Origin of the sequence: Streptomyces sp. cg40 (genome assembly GCF_050320165.1) — a bacterium.
Taxonomy (GTDB): Bacteria; Actinomycetota; Actinomycetes; order Streptomycetales; family Streptomycetaceae; genus Streptomyces; species Streptomyces hokutonensis.
In genome coordinates, this window is sequence record NZ_CP190128.1 from 8240394 (window position 1) to 8256550 (window position 16157).

The window sequence follows — 16157 nt, forward strand, 5'->3', positions numbered from 1 at the left end:
GAGCAGAGCAGTGGCGGTACGAGCGGTCCGGGGCGCCGTCCAACTCGACAGGGACGAGGCCGGTCACATGGACGAGCGGGTCGGTGAGCTGCTCACCGCCGTCCTGGAGCGCAACGGCCTCACCGCCGACGACCTGATCAGCGTCTGGTTCACGGCCACACCCGACCTGCACAGCGACTTCCCGGCGGCCGCCGCCCGCAAGCTCGGCAGCGACTTCGCCGACGTACCGCTGATCTGCGCGCAGGAACTCGACATCGCCGGTGCCATGCCCCGGGTGGTCCGCGTCCTCGCGCACATCGAGTCCGACAAGCCCCGCGCCGACATCGCGCACGTCTACCTCGGTGCCGCCGCCGCCCTCCGCAAGGACATCGCCCAGTGAGAACCGCGCTCGTCATCGGCACCGGCCTCATCGGCACCTCCGCCGCGCTCGCCCTCGCCTCCCGGGGCGTCGTCGTCCACCTCACCGACCACGACCCCGAGCAGGCCCGTACGGCCGCCGCGCTCGGCGCCGGTACGGAGGGGGAGCCGGAGGGGCCCGTCGACCTCGCGATCATCGCCGCGCCGCCCGCGCTGGTGGCCGGGGTGCTCGCCGACGCGATGCGCCGGGGCGTGGCCCGTGGCTACCTCGACGTGGCCAGCGTCAAGGGCGGCCCGCGCCGCGAGCTGGAGGCGCTCGGCCTGGACCTCTCCTCGTACATCGGCTCGCACCCCATGTCCGGGCGCGAGAAGTCGGGCCCGCTGGCCGCGACCGCCGACCTCTTCGAGGGCCGCCCCTGGGTGCTGACGCCCACCCGCGACACCGACACCGAGGTGCTGAACCTCGCGCTGGAACTGGTCTCGCACTGCCGTGCCGTACCGGTCGTCATGGACGCCGACGCGCACGACCGCGCGGTCGCCCTCGTCTCCCACATGCCCCACCTGGTCTCCAGCATGGTCGCCGCGCGGCTGGAGAACGCCGAGGAGGCCGCCGTACGGCTGTGCGGGCAGGGCATCCGGGACGTGACGCGGATCGCCGCGTCCGACCCACGCATGTGGATCGACATCCTCTCCGCGAATCCGGGGCCGGTCGCCGACCTGCTCACCGATGTCGCCGGGGACCTGGAGGAGACGGTACGGGCGCTGCGCGCGTTGCAGTCCGCCGACGACGTCAAGCGGGGTGAGGGTGCCGCCGGCATCGAGGACGTGCTGCGGCGCGGCAACGCAGGGCAGGTCCGCGTTCCCGGCAAGCACGGGTCCGCTCCGCGGGTGTACGAGGTCGTGGCCGTGCTGATCGACGACCAGCCGGGTCAGCTGGCCCGGATCTTCGCGGACGCGGGGATGGCCGGGGTCAACATCGAGGACGTCCGCATCGAGCACGCGACCGGGCAGCAGGCGGGTTACGTGCAGCTGATGGTGGAGCCGAAGGCGGCGGGGGCGCTGATCGCTGGATTGCGGGAGCGGGGCTGGGCGATCCGGCAGTAGGGGTGCGGGTGCCTGGTGTTGATGCGGGCGTCTCCCTGGGGGCTGCGCCCCCAGACCCCCGCTTCGGCCCTGAAGGGGCCTCGTCCTCAAACGCCGGACGGGCTGATTTCGCGGGCCTGCGTTGAAAGGCGCCGGGCGGGCTGAGGATTGGCGGCCTGGGTTGGCAAGGCGCGGGACGGGCCGGATGTGCGGGCCTGGGTTGGAGAGGTGCCGGGCGGGCCGGATGTGCGGGCTTGCGTAGGAGATGTGCCGGGCGGGCTGGGGATTGGCGGCCTGGGTTGGCAAGGCGCGGGGCGGGCCGGATGTGCGGGCTTGGGTTGGAGAGGTGCTGGACGGGCCGGATGCGCGAGCTTGCGTTGTAAGGCGCCGGGGCGGGCCGGATGTGCGGGCCCGTGTCGGAGAGGTGCTGGACGGGCTGGGGATTGGCGGCCCGCGTCGGCCGGGCTCCGGACGGGTTGGTCATGCCGGACCGGTGTCGACAAGGCGCGGCCGGACGAGTGACGCGCACCCAGTAACCTTGTGCGGGGCGCACTCGCGTCCTCACCTCGCCCACCACCCTTCACCAGGAAGGTGTCCTCCCGTGGAAAACGGCGCCGCCCGGACCGCCCAGGCAGTGATTGTCGCCATCGACGGCCCCTCCGGCACGGGCAAGTCGAGCACGTCGAAGGCCGTGGCCGCGCAGCTCGGGCTGAGCTATCTGGACACCGGCGCCCAGTACCGGGCGATCACCTGGTGGATGGTGAACAACGGGATCGACCTCACCGACCCCATCGCGATCGCCGACGCGGCGGGCAAGGCGGAGATCGTCTCGGGCACCGACCCGGCGAACCCGACGATCAGCGTCGACGGCGTGGACGTGGCCGGCCCGATCCGCACCCAGGAGGTCACCTCCAAGGTCAGCGCGGTCAGCGCGGTGCCCGAGGTGCGGGCCCGGATCACCGAGTTGCAGCGGTCGCTGGCCGCCGACGCGGAGCACGGGATCGTGGTGGAAGGGCGGGACATCGGTACGACCGTGCTGCCCGACGCCGACCTGAAGATCTTCCTCACCGCCTCCCCGGAGGCGCGGGCCGCCCGCCGCAGCGGTGAGCTGAAGGGCGCCGACGTCCAGGCCACCCGCGAGGCGCTGCTCAAGCGGGACGCGGCCGATTCCTCGCGCAAGACCTCGCCGCTCGCGAAGGCGGACGACGCGGTCGAGGTGGACACCTCCGACCTCACGCTCCAGCAGGTCATCGAGTGCGTGGTCACCCTGGTCGGGGAGAAGCGGGCCGCCAAGTGACAGCTCCAAAAGCTTCAACAGGTCCAACAGGTTCAACAGCTCAAACCGTTGCATCGGAGCGGGGAGCCGAGGTGGGTCGGCGCATCGGCGTCGGCCTGATGTACGGGCTGTGGAAGCCGCGCGTGCTGGGTTCCTGGAAGGTGCCCGCCGCCGGTCCGGTGATCCTCGCCGTCAACCACTCCCACGGCGTCGACGGCCCCATGGTCATGGGCGTGGCACCCCGGCCGACGCACTTCCTGATCAAGAAGGAAGCCTTCGTCGGCCCGCTGGACCCCTTCCTGCTGCGCATCGGCCAGCTGAAGGTGGACCGTTCGGTCGCCGACCGCACGGCGATCACCGGGGCGCTGGACGTCCTGGCGGCCGGCGGCGTCCTCGGGATCTTCCCCGAGGGCACCCGCGGCGAGGGCGACTTCGCCTCGCTGCGCGCGGGGCTCGCCTACTTCGCGGTCCGCAGCGGCGCCCCGATCGTGCCGGTGGCCGTACTGGGCACCGCCGAGAAGAGCGGGCGGCTCATAAAGGCGCTGCCTCCGCTGCGCTCCCGCGTCGACGTCGTCTTCGGCGACCCGTTCGACGCGGGCGACGGCTCCGGCCGCCGTACGCGCAAGGCACTGGACGAGGCGACCGAGCGGATCCAGAAGCAGCTCGCCGCCCACCTGGACGATGCCAGGCGCCTCACCGGGCGCTAAGAGACACTTGAGTACTTGAGTAGTGGATCACCCGAAATCCGGGGGGCTCCACCGATCACCACGATGAACGAGGTACGGACTTCATGAACGACCAGATCCAGCCCGACGGCTCCGGCGAGGAGCACGAGCACGGGGCGCTCGGCGACGCCGAGTACGCGGAGTTCATGGAGCTCGCCGCCGTAGAGGGCTTCGACATCGAGGACGTCGAGGGTGCCATCGAGGAGGCCGGTCACGGGCCGCTGCCCGTGCTCGCCGTCGTCGGCCGGCCGAACGTCGGCAAGTCGACGCTCGTCAACCGCATCATCGGGCGGCGCGAGGCCGTCGTGGAGGACAAGCCGGGCGTCACCCGCGACCGGGTGACCTACGAGGCCGAGTGGGCGGGCCGCCGCTTCAAGGTCGTCGACACCGGCGGCTGGGAGCAGGACGTCCTCGGCATCGACGCCTCCGTGGCCGCCCAGGCCGAGTACGCGATCGAGGCCGCCGACGCGGTCGTCTTCGTCGTCGACGCCAAGGTCGGCGCCACCGACACGGACGAGGCGGTCGTACGACTGCTGCGCAAGGCCGGCAAGCCCGTCGTGCTGGCCGCCAACAAGGTCGACGGCCTCAGCGGCGAGTCCGACGCGGCCTACCTGTGGTCCCTGGGCCTCGGCGAGCCGCACCCCGTCTCCGCGCTGCACGGCCGCGGCACCGGCGACATGCTGGACGCGGTTCTGGAGGCGCTGCCCGAGGCGCCCGAGCAGACCTTCGGCGGTCCCGGCGTCGGCGGCCCCCGCCGGATCGCGCTCATCGGCCGCCCGAACGTCGGGAAGTCCTCGCTGCTGAACAAGGTCGCGGGCGAGGAGCGTGTCGTCGTCAACGAGATCGCGGGCACCACCCGCGACCCGGTCGACGAGCTCATCGAACTCGGCGGTGTCACCTGGAAGTTCGTCGACACCGCGGGTATCCGCAAGCGGGTCCACCTCCAGCAGGGCGCCGACTACTACGCCTCGCTGCGCACCGCCGCCGCCGTCGAGAAGGCGGAGGTGGCGGTCATCCTGATCGACGCCTCCGAGACCATCTCGGTGCAGGACCAGCGCATCGTCACCATGGCCGTCGAGGCGGGCCGCGCGATCGTCCTCGCCTTCAACAAGTGGGACACCCTCGACGAGGAGCGCCGCTACTACCTGGAGCGCGAGATCGAGACCGAGCTCGCCCAGGTCGCGTGGGCGCCCCGGGTGAACATCTCGGCGCGCACCGGCCGCCACATGGAGAAGCTGGTCCCGGGCATCGAGACCGCTCTCGCCGGCTGGGAGACCCGCGTCCCCACGGGCCGCCTGAACGCCTTCCTCGGCGAACTGGTCGCCGCCCACCCGCACCCGGTCCGCGGCGGCAAGCAGCCCCGCATCCTCTTCGGCACCCAGGCCGGCACCAAGCCCCCGCGCTTCGTGCTCTTCGCCTCCGGCTTCATCGAGGCGGGCTACCGCCGCTTCATCGAACGCCGGCTGCGCGAGGAGTTCAGCTTCGAGGGCACCCCGATCCACATCTCGGTGCGGGTCCGCGAGAAGCGCGGCAACAAGAAGAAGTAGCCGTAAGGCAGTTGTACGACGAGGAGGGCGGCCCTTGTGGGAACAGGGGCCGCCCTCCTCGTGTGCGTGCCGCGTCAGATGCCCCGGCGCGGGCCGGGCGGCAGGGCCGGGATGTGGTGCATCCCGGTGTGGCCGTGCTGCTGGCCGACGTGACCGAGCTGCCCGACGCGCTGCCACTGCGACTGCTGCCGGGCGCTGTAGGCCCCCGCGCTGTACGCGCTGTACGAACTCCCGCCGAAGGAGCCGCCGAACGAGCCCGTGCTGTGCGGGCTGTGCCCGAAGGCCGTGAAGCCCAGCTCCTCCTCGCCGCTGCGGTCGCCCGGCAGCGAGCGGAAGGTCTTGACCCACTCCGAGTAGAGCCGGTCGTAGATCGGCGTGGCCGATGGGCCTCCGGGGCTGTCCCGGTCCGATCGCGAGGACGGGATCGGCTGGTAGGGCCGGCTGCGGGGAACGTCGTAGGTGTGCACGTATGTCCAAACGACGGGTGATCTGAAGGGATGCGGCTCAGGTGCCCGCGAGCGGGAGCGCGGAGCCGACCAGCTTGCCGCCTGCTGCCGCCTTGTCGAGCGCGCTGCGCAGCAGGTCCTCACGGGGCTGGCGGCCGATGGACCCCACCGGCGCCGCGAACATCAGTACCTGCTGGTGCTTGTTGGCGGCGGCCCGCCAGCTGTCGGTGACCTGGAGCGGCTGGTGCGCCTGCCACCAGGCCACCGGGGAACCGCCGTTGGAGCTCGGCTGGAGGACCGCGTGCAGCTGGCCCGCGGCGAGCAGCACCGACCAGCCGTGCAGCACCGGCGGCACGGTGGTGATCTCGCTGAGCGGCATGAAGCCCTGCTCGATCAGCAGCGGCAGGAAGTCGTCGCCGGCGCCGGTCGAGCCGGGCCGCACGATGGCCGCGGTCGGCTCGACCACCAGGGCGGGGTGCAACTCCCCCGAGATCAGGACGAGTCCGCTGGTCACACCGAGCACGGCCTGCTCGGGTACGGCCTTCTCCGGTTCGCCGGCCGGGGCGTGCGCGTTGCCGCTGATGGAGCGGACGGCGCCCTGCAACTGCTCCTCGGTGACCTGGACGATCTGGGAGGGCAGGCAGGTGGCGTGGGCGAAGGCGAGGACGGCGGTCTCGTCGCCGATGAACAGGACGGTGCTGGTGCGCTCCTGGTCGGAGTCGCCCTGGGTGCGGCACGACGTGCAGTCGTAACTGCCCGGGGCGTTGTCTCCGGCGAGCAGCCGGTCGGCTTCTTCGTCGCCGATCTCGGCGCGTACGTCGTCGCTGACGTCGAGCATGCGCGGCACGGGTGGCTCCCTCGGAATGCGGTGCCCGGTGGGTCCCGGGCTCATGAAGAAGACAACGGAGGATCTGTGGCGGGAGTCACGCTCCGGAGCGGACCGAATCGAACCGACCGACGCGGACGGTCACGGCTGGTACGGAATCGGACACTCCCTGTCAACTCTTTGAAAGGTCAAGGGAGTTGGTTGCGTGAACCGAGTCACAGCGTTTGTCGGCAACTGGTCGAAAAATCGTGAAATCAGCGAATGTAGTGGGTGGCCGAAAAATGCCGATACCCGCGGTAACAGTCAACTGGCCTGCGGCGACGGGCAGTTGGTCGACATCGGCTCGTCCACCTCCGTACATTCCTCCGCCGTGTGCAACGAGCACCGCTCGGGACACGTCCGCCGGCCGAACAAGCCAGCAAGCCGCACCACCTCCGGCGGACGGGGAGGAGCGCGAGGACCACGTCGATGCGTGGGAGCCGCGAACCGCCTTGGGGACCCCGAGTTGTTGGAGAGGGAACTACATGTCCGAATGTGCCGATACCACTCGCGACAACACGCCTGAGACCCACCGCAAGGGTCAGGCACGGACGACGGCGGTCCTCGCCGGAGCGGCCCTGCTCGCCCCCCTGGGCGTGCTCGCGGCCACCGGCAACGCCGCGGCGGCCGACAGCGGGGTGTGGGACCGCATCGCCCAGTGCGAGAGCGGCGGCAACTGGCACATCAACACCGGCAACGGCTACTACGGAGGACTCCAGTTCTCCGCCGGCACCTGGCGCGCCTACGGCGGCTCGGCCTACGCGGCCACCGCCGACCAGGCCTCGCGGTCCGCGCAGATCGCCGTGGCCACCAAGGTCCAGCACGCCCAGGGCTGGGGCGCCTGGCCGGTCTGCTCGGTCAGGGCCGGAGCGAGCGGCAGCGCACCCGCGGCCTCCTCGGGCACGGTGACCAAGAAGTCCACCAAGCCGAAGACGACGAAGAAGACGAAGTCGTCCACCGAGTCGACGGTCAAGTCGACCAAGAAGGCCGCCCCTTCGAAGACGCCGGACCGCGGCACGAACGACGTCTCGCGCGGCACGTCCCGCGGCGACTACACGGTCCGCAAGGGCGACACCCTCAGCGGCATCGCGGCCGAGCACGGGACCACCTGGCGGAAGATCTACGCCGCCAACAAGGCCGTCATCGGCGGCGACCCCGATCTGATCGTGCCGGGCCAGCAGCTCGACCTCTGAGCCGACTCGGCCGCCTGGCCGGCTCGATCCTTGGGCCGACCCGGCCACTGGTTCGACTCGGTCTCCTGGCCGAATCGCTCCCGCGCCGCCCCCGCCCGGTCCTCCGACCGGGCGGGGGCGTGCCCGTTACGCCAGTTCGGCCGCCTCGCCGCCGAACACGACCGCGCCGCGCCGCAGTTCGTACACGAGGGCGGCCCGGCCGCGCAGCACCGGCGGGAGCCGCTGCTCGGCGACGACCACGCACGCGTCCAGCCCGCCCAGCAGTTCGTACGTGCGGTCCGCAACCGCCGGTGACATGCCCTGAGCGGGCTCGTCGACGAGCACCACGCGCGCGCGTGCCAGCAGGGCGCGGGACAGGGCCAGCATGCGCTGCTCGCCCCCGGAGAGGGTGCCGGCCCGGCGGGGGAGCAGTGGGCCCAGCTGCGGGTACGCGTCGAGGGCCACGGAGTAGTCCCGTGCCGTGAGTTCGAGGTTCTCGTGGACGGTGAGGGACCCGAACACGGCCCGCCGCTCCGGCACCAGACACAGCCCCTGGCGGGCCCGTTCGTAGGCCGGCACACGGGTCACATCGGCGCCGTCCCACACCACCGCGCCGCCCGACAGCGCGACCGTACCGGCGAGGGCGCGCAGCACGGTCGTACGGCCGGAGCCGTTGCGCCCGAGCAGGACGGTGAGGCCGTGGGCCGGGGCGGCGAGGGTGACGCCGTGCAGGGCTTCCAGGGGGCCGTAGCGCACGCGCGCGTGGCGCAGGGAGATGGTCATGCGGGGCTCTCCCAGGCGCTGGGCGTGTCGAGGACACGGTCCGGCGGCCCGGAGGCGACGACGCGCCCCGCCGTCAGCACATGCACCACGTCCGCGAGGTCGGCGACCAGATCGAGGTCGTGCTCCACGACGAGCAGCGCGGTGCCCTCGGCGGCCAGCGCCCGCAACACCAGGGTCAGCGCGGCCACTTCGGCGGTGTCGAGCCCGGCGGCGGGCTCGTCGAGCAGCAGCACGCGCGGACTTCCGGCGAACGCCCGCGCCAGCTCGACCCGGCGCAGCGTCCCGGTCGGCAGCCCGGCGGCGGGCAGCGACCGCAACTCCCCGTCGAGCCCGAAGAGCCGCAACGCCCGCTCCACGGCCCCCGGTTCCTCGACCCGCCCCTGCTCGGCACCCACCCGCACGTTCTCGGCGACGCTCAACGAGGGGAAGACGGCCAGCTGTTGAAAAGTCCGGGCGACCCCGAGCCGCGTCCGGGCGTGCGCGGGAAGCCGAGTGACATCCCGTCCGCTGAACCGGACCCGTCCACGCACGGGCCGCACGGTCCCGGCCAGACAGTGGAACAGAGTACTTTTTCCAGCCCCGTTGGGCCCGACGACAGCGGTCACCTGCCCCGCCCGCACGACGAGATCGACGCCGTCGAGGGCGGTGAAGCCGCCGTAACTCGCGTACAGGGCATGGGCGGTGAGGAGGGGTGGGGCGGGCTGGGGAGAGGGTGTCCGCTTGGGCCGGTGCGTGGACTCAAGAACGTGCGTCCGCCCGGCGTAGGCCTCCGCCGGGCCCGCAACGCTCGTGCGCGCAGCAGCCGTTGACCCTGTTCGTACCGGCCCGCCCACCTTCCGCAACCTCCGCCGCACCCGCACCCCCAACGGCGTGAGCCGCGCCCGACGTTGGGGGCGCAGCCGCTCGGCTCCTGCCCGTAGCGCCTCGTACGGCCCCCCGGGGAACCGCCCAACGCACACCGCCAGTACCCCGATCAGTGCCGCCGCCACTCCGCCGCGCGCGCCCGCGTCGAGGCCCACCAGGAGGGCCGCGGCCGTCAGGGCGCCCAGCGGGCTGTCGGCGCCCAGGACGACCACCGCGGCGAACCAGAGGAGGCCGCGGACGGGGTCGTAGGCCGAAGGGTCGAAGGCGCGGAGGCCCATGCCGAGCAGGCCGCCGCCGAGGGCGGCCAGGGCGGCGCCCGTGACGAAGGCCAGGAGTTTCAAGGAGGGGACCTGGACGCCCGCCGCCGACGCGCCCGCCTCGTGGTCGCGCATCGCGGCGAGGGCGCGGCCCGTGCGACCCCGGCGCAGGGCGTGGGTGGCCAGCAACGCGCAGGTCAGGAGGGCGAGTTCGAGGACGTAGTACGCGCGGTCCCCGTCGAAGCCGGACGGGCGGTCCAGTGACAGGCCCGCCGTGGCGTACGGCTGGGCGAAGACGAAGCGGCTGACCCCGACGCCGACCGCGAAGGTCGCGAGGGCCAGGGACAGCCCGTGGCGGCCGATCGCGGGCCAGCCGGTGAGCAGGCCCAAGGGGGCGACCAGGAGGACGGCGACCGCGAGCGCGGCCAGTTCCGGGAGGCGTGGCAGGCCCGGGAAGCGGCCCGCCGCCAGCAGCGCCGTGAACAGGGCGCCCAGGCCCGCGTACGCCGCTTGCCCGAGCGAGAGTTGGCCGCCGCGCCCGGTGACCACCACCAGGGACAGCAACACCACGCCCAGCGCCGGGACCTGGACCGAGGTGTGCAGGTCCGAGCCCGCGAAGCCGAGGGGGAGCAGGAACAGCACCCCGGCCACGATCCAGGCGCCGGGAGGCGTCGCGACGCGCGCGGAAGCCGTACGGGGGAGGGCGTCCCTCGCACCGACACCCGGTAGCACCAGCGCCGCGACCAACAGCGCGACCACGAACAGGTTCGCGCCCACCGCCTGCACCAACTGCCCACCCCAGCCGGACAGATGGACCCGCGTCAACTGGCTCTGCCCGACCCCGATCCCCAGCGCCACGACCACGGCGACCGGCAGGCTCCGCATCCGGGCGGCCACCGCGACCGCCACCACCTCCATGACGAGCAGGGGCAGGCCGTACGGGTCCAGGCGTACGTAGGGGGCGAGGAGCACGCCCGTAAGCCCCGCCGTGAAGGACCCGAACGCCCAGCCCGCCGCCGCGACCCGGTCCGCGTCCACCCCGGCCAGCACCGCGAGTCGGCGGTCGTCGACCACGGCCCGCAGCTCCCGCCCGAAACGCGTCCAGCGGATCACCGTCCCCACACCCGTCGCGAGTACGAGCACCACCGCCAACTGCCCCCAGGGATCGGCCGACACCAGCTCCGGCGCGTCGTCCCGCGCCCCCTGTCCCCACACCAGCGCCGCCCCGCCGACCAGCAGCACGAACACGCCGATCGACGCGACCACGGTCTGCGCCGGATCGCCGCCGAGGACCGACAGCGGCCGGAAGACGAACCGTTCCAGCGCGACCCCGACACCCGGTGCGAGGAACAACAGCGTCACCACCGCACCCAGCCACAGCGGCCAGCCCCACCCCACCACGCACTGCCGCAGCGCGTACGCGCACACCATCGCGACCGCGCCGTGCGCGAAGTTGAGGACGCCGGTCGCCCGGTACGTCACGATCAGGCCGATCCCGGTGAGTGCGGCGGCGCTGCCGACGGACAGTCCGGCGAGGGTGAGGTCGTAGGTCAGCGAGGACATCAGTCGTCGGCTTCGGCGGGCTCGCAGATCGGGCAGGGGCTCAACTCGCCGTTCGCCACCAGCTTCGAGTCCACCGGCACCGCCTCCGCCTTCCCGGCGACCAACGGGCAGTCCGCGCGGTGCCACAACGTGCCGCCCGGCACCATCAACAGGTCTCCGCTGACCGCCAGGGGCGCGGCGGCGGCCTCCGCGGACTCCTCGGCGTCGTCGGGTTCGGAGGCCACGAGAAGGGCGTACAGCTCCTCCACGCGCGCGGTGGCGAGGGCGCCGCGGCCATGGGTGAGCAGGATCGCGCCGGCGACGATCAGCGCGGCGCCGGGGATCGTGCAGGAGGCCAGGTAGGGGAGCTGCCGTTCGGCGTAGCGCTCGCCGGAGACGCCGTACCAGCCGAGCACGCACAGCACCGCACCCGCGGCGAGCGCGGCCCAGCCGGCCCACAGGACGGGACGCACGGTCCGCAGTCGGGCTGTCCGCATTTACGGCTCCCACATGTCATGTGTCTGTCCATGCCGGCCAATGGCTTGCACTATGCCTTCTGACACCCGACCTGAAAACACCGGGCGCGCACGGCCCGGACCGACACCCGGCGGTGAGCCAGATGGTTCTCGGGAGCGATCTCAGGCGAAGGAACACAAGGCGCGCGCGGGGCACGGCAGTCACGGCCGCCGCCCTGATGCTCGCGCTCGGCCCCGCCCTGGCGGCCTGTAGCGACGACAGCGGGGGAGGGAGCAGCGAGCCGCCACCCACCCCGTCCGTCGAGCGGACGACGAGCGCACCGGCCACCGCGCCCGCCGACCCGGTCGCCGCCACCGCCCAGATCAAGGCCAACTGGAAGAAGTTCTTCGACCCTGCCAGCTCCACCGCGGACAAACAGGCAGTCCTGGAGAACGGCGACAAGATGGGCTCCGTCCTGAAGGCCTTCAACGGCGACAAACGCGGCGGGCAGGTCCAGGCGGAGGTCACCAAGGTCGTGTTCACCAAGGCGGACAAGGCGACCGTGACCTACACGCTGACCCTCAACGGCGCCACCGCTCTGCCGGACGCCTCCGGGACCTCCGTCGAACAGGGCGGCACCTGGAAGGTGTCAGTCAACACCCTGTGCGCGCTGGTGGCGTTGAGCGGCGATGCCTCGTCGTCGCCCGGGTCGGGCTGCTGAGGCCGCTGCCGCGGTGCTGCTGCTCCTGGTGGGCACGGCCTGCGGCAGCCGTCTCCCGGAGAGCGACTTCGAGCACGGCGACACCCGGACGCCCGCGCCGAGCACCGGCACGCCGATCCGGGTCGGCATCATCACCAGCGCGACCAGCCCGGTCGGCGGCGACACCTTCACCGGCCCCCGCGACGGCGCCCAGGCGTACTTCGACCGCCTCAACGCGCGCGGGGGCATCGCCGGGCGCCGGGTCGAGGTGCGCCTGTGCGACGACGGCGGCAGCGGGGTCGGCGACAACGAGTGCGTGCACCAACTGGTCGACGAGGACAAGGTCGTCGCCCTGGTCGCCACCACCGCCCTCGACTACGCGGGCGCCTCCCGCGTCTCCCACGCGCGCGTGCCCGACGTCGGCGGCCAGCCCATCGGCGCCGCCTACGACACCTGGCCGCACCTCTACGGCATCTACGGCAGCCTCGCGCCCCGCGCGGGCACCCCCGGCTGGGGCGGGAAGCTGTACGGCGGCACGGAGGTCTACCGCTACTTCAAGCGCGAGCAGGGCGCCCGTACCGCAGCCGTCGTGTCGTACAACCAGGCCGCGTCCGCCGCCTACGCCCGGCTCGTCGAACAGGGGCTGAAGGCCGAGGGCTACAAGGTCGTCCCCGAGCAGGTGGACTTCGCGCTGCCCAACTTCCGCGCGGCGGCGGCCGATCTGAAGCAGCAGGGCGCCGACCTCGTCTTCGACGCCCTCGACACGCACGGGAACGCCCAGTTGTGCGCGGCGATGGACCAGGTCGGCGCGAACGTCGTCGCCAAGGTGACGAACGTACAGAACTGGACATCCACCGTCCCGGAGGACTACAAAAACTCTCCGCGCTGCCGCAACGCCCTGTGGGCGACCGGGTCCAGCCGTGACTTCGACGACGTGTCGCAGCCGGCCGTACGGGAGTTCCGGGACGCCACCGAGGGGCTGAAGACGCATTCCCAGTGGCAGTTGGAGGGCTGGGCGGCGGCGATGTGGTTCACGGACGCGGCGAAGGCATGCGCGAAAACGGGTGTCACGCGCGCGTGCGTCGACGGCTTCATGAACCGGAGCGAGCACTACACCGCCGACGGCCTGCTGGTTCCCGTCTCCTTCGAGCGGCTGGCGGAACCGCCGAAGACGCGCAGGACGTGTCTGTCGGTCGCGCGGTGGCAGGACGGCAAGGGATGGGTCCCGCAAGGGGACATGAACAGCACGTGCTTCGAGGTGCCCCAACTCCCGTACAGCCCTTGATACAGACTTCGACCATGTTGGAGACCTCGGCACGACTCCTGCGGCTGCTCTCGCTGCTCCAGGCCCACCGCGAATGGTCCGGCGCAGATCTGGCCGACCGGCTCGGGGTCACCCCGCGCACCGTGCGCCGGGACGTCGACCGGTTGCGCGAGCTGGGCTACCCCGTCAACGCCAGCCCCGGCACGGGCGGCGGCTACCAGCTGGGCGCGGGCGCCGAGTTGCCGCCGCTGCTCCTGGACGACGACGAGGCGGTCGCCGTGGCGGTCGGCCTGCGCACCGCCGCCGGGCAGGGCATCGAGGGCATCGGCGAGACCTCCGTACGCGCCCTCACCAAGCTGGAACAGGTCCTGCCGAACCGGCTGCGCCGCCGGGTCGGCGCCCTCAACGCGTTCACCGTGCCGATGCTGCGCAACACCCTGCCGTCCGCCGTGGACCCGGCCGTACTGACCGAGCTGGCCGCCCTGTGCCGGGACGCCGAGCGGCTGCGCTTCGACTACGAGAGCCACGACGGAGCCCCCACCCGCCGTACCGTCGAACCGCACCGCCTGGTGTGCACCGAGCGCCGCTGGTACCTGGTCGCCTGGGACCTGGACCGCGAGGACTGGCGCACCTTCCGCGTCGACCGCGTCACGCCCAGGCCGCCGCACGGGCCGCGCTTCACCCCGCGCGAGCCGCCGGCCGAGGACCTCGCCGCGTACGTCTCGAAAGGGGTCTCCACGCGCGCGTACGCCTCGCAGGCCGTCGTCCGGCTGCTCGTGCCCCTGGAGCGGGCCGCCGAGCGGATCTCACCGTCCGCCGGGACGCTGGAGGCGGACGGGCCGGACGCCTGTCTGCTGCGGACCGGGGCGCCGAACCTCGATGTGATGGTGATCCATGTGGTGATGATGGGCTTCGAGTTCGAGGTCCTGGAACCTCCGGAGCTGACCGGGGCGATCAGGACCGCGCGGGACCGGCTGTCCCGTGCGCTGGAGCGGGACGGCCGGGGCCCGCACGGCGATTCTGTGCCGGAACGGTGAAACTCTTATGCGGCGTCAGCTCCCGCCGTACGGCACGGAATCCGAATGGAATGGGGCGCCCGGCCGGTTCTCGCGGAACTTTCCGCCGGGCTATTCGACGGGCCGGACCGACGGGCGGGAATTACGTTCGAATGCCCGCGTAAGGCGTACGGAACCGCTCATACGTGTGAGCCGGCCGGAACAAAACACACGTCCTGATCCTGTGACAGAAGTGTGACCGGAGAGGGTCATGGAGAGCGGGAGAAGGGCTAGCGTGGCGGGCATGGCACCCATTCCGACTCCACCGGCCAAGCCCCAGGACAGCCCCAACACCTACGTCGGCCTCGACGCGCCCGAGGCCGAACGGCTCGCGCGGGAACGGGGGTGGTCGACCGTGCGGTCGCTGCCGCCGGGGGCGATCATCACCATGGAGTACCGCGAGGGCCGGCTCAACTTCGAGGTCAAGGACGGCACGGTGGCGCGCGCCTGGAAGGGCTGAACGCGCACGTCACGAAGGCCCCGGTTCCGCAGGAGGAACCGGGGCCTTCGTCGTGCGGGGATGGGTTGTGCGTACCGGCCCCGCGGTTCGGTGGGGTCAGCCGCCCGCAGCCGGACGGGCCGTCGCCGAGGCGGTGCCACGTGCCACCCGGTCCGGATGGGGCGGGCGGCGGCTGCCGATCGGGGTGACCGGGGTGCGCTCCGAGCGGGTCGTGTGCGGGCTCGGAGCGAGATGGGCGGGCGGACGCGCCGAACGGCTCGCGGTGACCGTCTCGCGGGCCGCCGGGACCTCGTCGCCCGAGGCGGAGGCGCGCGGCTTGAGCAGCACGGGCGCGGTGACCGGGGACGTAGGCACCGGGGCGGGTGCCGTACCGCCGCGGCGGGCGCGCCAGCGGTCGCGGTAGTCGAAGATGCGGGTCTCGGCCAGCGCGATCAGCGGCTCGCACCACGGGAGGGCGAGCAGCACCAGCAGACCGGCGGCCCAGCCGAGCAGGACGTCGCTCAGCCAGTGCGTACCGAGGTAGACCGTGGCGAGACCGACGCCGAGCGAGGTCACGGCGGACGCGGCGGACAGCCAGCGGCGGGCTCTCGGTGTCGAGGCCAGATACGCCAGAATCCCCCAGGTCACGACCGCGTTGGCGGTGTGGCCGCTGGGGAATATATCGCCGCCGAGGCCCATCTCGTTCGAGCCGATGACGGTGGCGTAGTGCGGGCCGAGGCGGCCCATGCCGAGCTTGGCGGCGCCGACCGTGATGTTCAGGAGCAGCAGCAGGGTGCCCAGGGTCAGCAGCGGACGGAGCGTGTGCTGCCGCCACGAGCGCCAGCCCAGCCAGGCCGCGACCATCACCGCGGTGGGGCCGCGCTGGCCCAGCACCACGTAGTAGTCGACGAACCAGTGGATGCCGGCCCATTGCTGGTACGGCCGGAAGAACATGACCTGCCAGTCGAACCGGACCAGCCAGGAGGTGGTCACGACAAGCCACACGATCGCCAGATAGAAGGCCAGGGTCGCCGCGAACAGCACGACCCTGTGCCGGCTCATCTTCGGCACATCGATGTTGGCCGGCCGTTCCGGTTCCCGGTCCAGCCTCGCGAACACCCGGTCCAGACGGGTGAGGTTTCGTTCGGTACGCACCCAATCGACGTTACAGCGAGTGAGTGTGGATGCCCGTCGAATCAGCGGCTTTGTGATGACGATGTGATGTGGGAAAGCTCTCAGGGACAGGTTTATTTCCGAGGATTCCGCAATCCCCGACGGCTCCGTCCTTCAATTCCTTTGATCATGCTGGGCCCGAGTTTTATGGCA

Annotated in this window: 16 protein-coding genes; 10 read left to right on the top strand and 6 right to left on the bottom strand. The window is 72.1% G+C overall.

From position 1 onward, the window contains the following. Positions 1-10 precede the first annotated feature (10 nt). From aroH to der, 5 genes are all read left to right on the top strand, one after another. On the top strand, positions 11-379 hold the full coding sequence (aroH, locus tag ACQHII_RS37185) for a chorismate mutase (RefSeq protein ID WP_427923374.1): 369 nt from the start codon (positions 11-13) through the stop codon (positions 377-379). Then, positions 376-1461, top strand: coding sequence for a prephenate dehydrogenase (locus tag ACQHII_RS37190; protein ID WP_427923375.1), 1086 nt, complete (start codon positions 376-378; stop codon positions 1459-1461). Before aroH ends, ACQHII_RS37190 begins: the two co-directional genes overlap by 4 nt. Before the next feature lie 580 nt (positions 1462-2041). Next, positions 2042-2737 carry a (d)CMP kinase gene (gene cmk / locus ACQHII_RS37195; protein WP_427923376.1) on the top strand — a complete coding sequence of 232 codons (696 nt, stop codon included), beginning with the start codon at positions 2042-2044 and terminating at the stop codon, positions 2735-2737. Further along, positions 2695-3423, top strand: coding sequence for a lysophospholipid acyltransferase family protein (locus tag ACQHII_RS37200; protein WP_427923377.1), 729 nt, complete (start codon positions 2695-2697; stop codon positions 3421-3423). The genes cmk and ACQHII_RS37200 overlap by 43 nt, the downstream gene beginning before the upstream one ends. Before the next feature lie 83 nt (positions 3424-3506). Beyond that, positions 3507-4988, top strand: a complete 1482-nt coding sequence (gene der / locus ACQHII_RS37205) for a ribosome biogenesis GTPase Der (RefSeq protein WP_427923378.1) — start codon at positions 3507-3509, stop codon at positions 4986-4988. Between the two features lie 74 nt (positions 4989-5062). Here der and ACQHII_RS37210 read toward each other — a convergent pair whose 3' ends face one another. Both ACQHII_RS37210 and ACQHII_RS37215 read right to left on the bottom strand, forming a co-directional pair. Further along, positions 5063-5455 carry a hypothetical protein gene (locus tag ACQHII_RS37210; RefSeq protein ID WP_427923379.1) on the bottom strand — a complete coding sequence of 131 codons (393 nt, stop codon included), beginning with the start codon at positions 5453-5455 and terminating at the stop codon, positions 5063-5065. Positions 5456-5492: 37 nt separating this feature from the next. Then, positions 5493-6281 carry a hypothetical protein gene (locus ACQHII_RS37215; RefSeq protein ID WP_427923380.1) on the bottom strand — a complete coding sequence of 263 codons (789 nt, stop codon included), beginning with the start codon at positions 6279-6281 and terminating at the stop codon, positions 5493-5495. Positions 6282-6784: 503 nt separating this feature from the next. Here ACQHII_RS37215 and ACQHII_RS37220 point away from each other — a divergent pair. Further along, a complete protein-coding gene (locus ACQHII_RS37220) occupies positions 6785-7492 on the top strand; it encodes a transglycosylase family protein (protein ID WP_427923381.1) in 708 nt (235 codons plus the stop codon). Between the two features lie 126 nt (positions 7493-7618). On the opposite strand, the gene ACQHII_RS37225 is transcribed toward ACQHII_RS37220, so the two are convergent. The 3 genes from ACQHII_RS37225 to ACQHII_RS37235 are packed head-to-tail and all read right to left on the bottom strand — an operon-like array spanning position 7619 to position 11414. Then, positions 7619-8254, bottom strand: a complete 636-nt coding sequence (locus ACQHII_RS37225; protein ID WP_427923382.1) for an ATP-binding cassette domain-containing protein — start codon at positions 8252-8254, stop codon at positions 7619-7621. Further along, entirely contained in the window at positions 8251-10938 is a 2688-nt protein-coding gene (locus ACQHII_RS37230) for an ABC transporter permease subunit (protein WP_427923383.1), read from the bottom strand. Before ACQHII_RS37230 ends, ACQHII_RS37225 begins: the two co-directional genes overlap by 4 nt. Beyond that, the gene (locus ACQHII_RS37235) at positions 10938-11414 is read right to left on the bottom strand and encodes a hypothetical protein (RefSeq protein WP_427923384.1); all 477 of its coding nucleotides are present in this window, start codon (positions 11412-11414) and stop codon (positions 10938-10940) included. The genes ACQHII_RS37230 and ACQHII_RS37235 overlap by 1 nt, the downstream gene beginning before the upstream one ends. A gap of 122 nt (positions 11415-11536) precedes the next feature. Between ACQHII_RS37235 and ACQHII_RS37240 the strand changes: the two genes are divergently transcribed. From ACQHII_RS37240 to ACQHII_RS37255, 4 genes are all read left to right on the top strand, one after another. Further along, positions 11537-12094 carry a hypothetical protein gene (locus ACQHII_RS37240; protein ID WP_427923385.1) on the top strand — a complete coding sequence of 186 codons (558 nt, stop codon included), beginning with the start codon at positions 11537-11539 and terminating at the stop codon, positions 12092-12094. Next, positions 12063-13358 carry an ABC transporter substrate-binding protein gene (locus ACQHII_RS37245; protein WP_427923386.1) on the top strand — a complete coding sequence of 432 codons (1296 nt, stop codon included), beginning with the start codon at positions 12063-12065 and terminating at the stop codon, positions 13356-13358. Before ACQHII_RS37240 ends, ACQHII_RS37245 begins: the two co-directional genes overlap by 32 nt. A gap of 14 nt (positions 13359-13372) precedes the next feature. Then, positions 13373-14374, top strand: a complete 1002-nt coding sequence (locus ACQHII_RS37250) for a helix-turn-helix transcriptional regulator (RefSeq protein ID WP_427923387.1) — start codon at positions 13373-13375, stop codon at positions 14372-14374. 262 nt (positions 14375-14636) lie between these two features. After that, positions 14637-14852 carry an I78 family peptidase inhibitor gene (locus ACQHII_RS37255; protein WP_427923388.1) on the top strand — a complete coding sequence of 72 codons (216 nt, stop codon included), beginning with the start codon at positions 14637-14639 and terminating at the stop codon, positions 14850-14852. 96 nt (positions 14853-14948) lie between these two features. Here the strand turns inward: ACQHII_RS37255 and ACQHII_RS37260 are convergent, their stop codons facing one another. Continuing rightward, positions 14949-15986: a phosphatase PAP2 family protein gene (locus ACQHII_RS37260; RefSeq protein ID WP_427923389.1), complete on the bottom strand. Its 1038-nt coding sequence runs from the start codon at positions 15984-15986 to the stop codon at positions 14949-14951. Between the last annotated feature and the right edge of the window lie 171 nt (positions 15987-16157).

Excerpts from the sequence above, each read along its gene's own strand:
- der (WP_427923378.1), top strand. The coding sequence starts at position 3,507 with ATGAACGACCAGATCCAGCCCGACGGCTCCGGCGAGGAGCACGAGCAC.
- ACQHII_RS37220 (WP_427923381.1), top strand. The coding sequence starts at position 6,785 with ATGTCCGAATGTGCCGATACCACTCGCGACAACACGCCTGAGACCCAC.
- ACQHII_RS37225 (WP_427923382.1), bottom strand. The coding sequence starts at position 8,254 with ATGACCATCTCCCTGCGCCACGCGCGCGTGCGCTACGGCCCCCTGGAA.
- ACQHII_RS37230 (WP_427923383.1), bottom strand. The coding sequence starts at position 10,938 with ATGTCCTCGCTGACCTACGACCTCACCCTCGCCGGACTGTCCGTCGGC.
- ACQHII_RS37235 (WP_427923384.1), bottom strand. The coding sequence starts at position 11,414 with ATGCGGACAGCCCGACTGCGGACCGTGCGTCCCGTCCTGTGGGCCGGC.
- ACQHII_RS37240 (WP_427923385.1), top strand. The coding sequence starts at position 11,537 with ATGGTTCTCGGGAGCGATCTCAGGCGAAGGAACACAAGGCGCGCGCGG.
- ACQHII_RS37245 (WP_427923386.1), top strand. The coding sequence starts at position 12,063 with ATGCCTCGTCGTCGCCCGGGTCGGGCTGCTGAGGCCGCTGCCGCGGTG.
- ACQHII_RS37250 (WP_427923387.1), top strand. The coding sequence starts at position 13,373 with ATGTTGGAGACCTCGGCACGACTCCTGCGGCTGCTCTCGCTGCTCCAG.
- ACQHII_RS37255 (WP_427923388.1), top strand. The coding sequence starts at position 14,637 with ATGGCACCCATTCCGACTCCACCGGCCAAGCCCCAGGACAGCCCCAAC.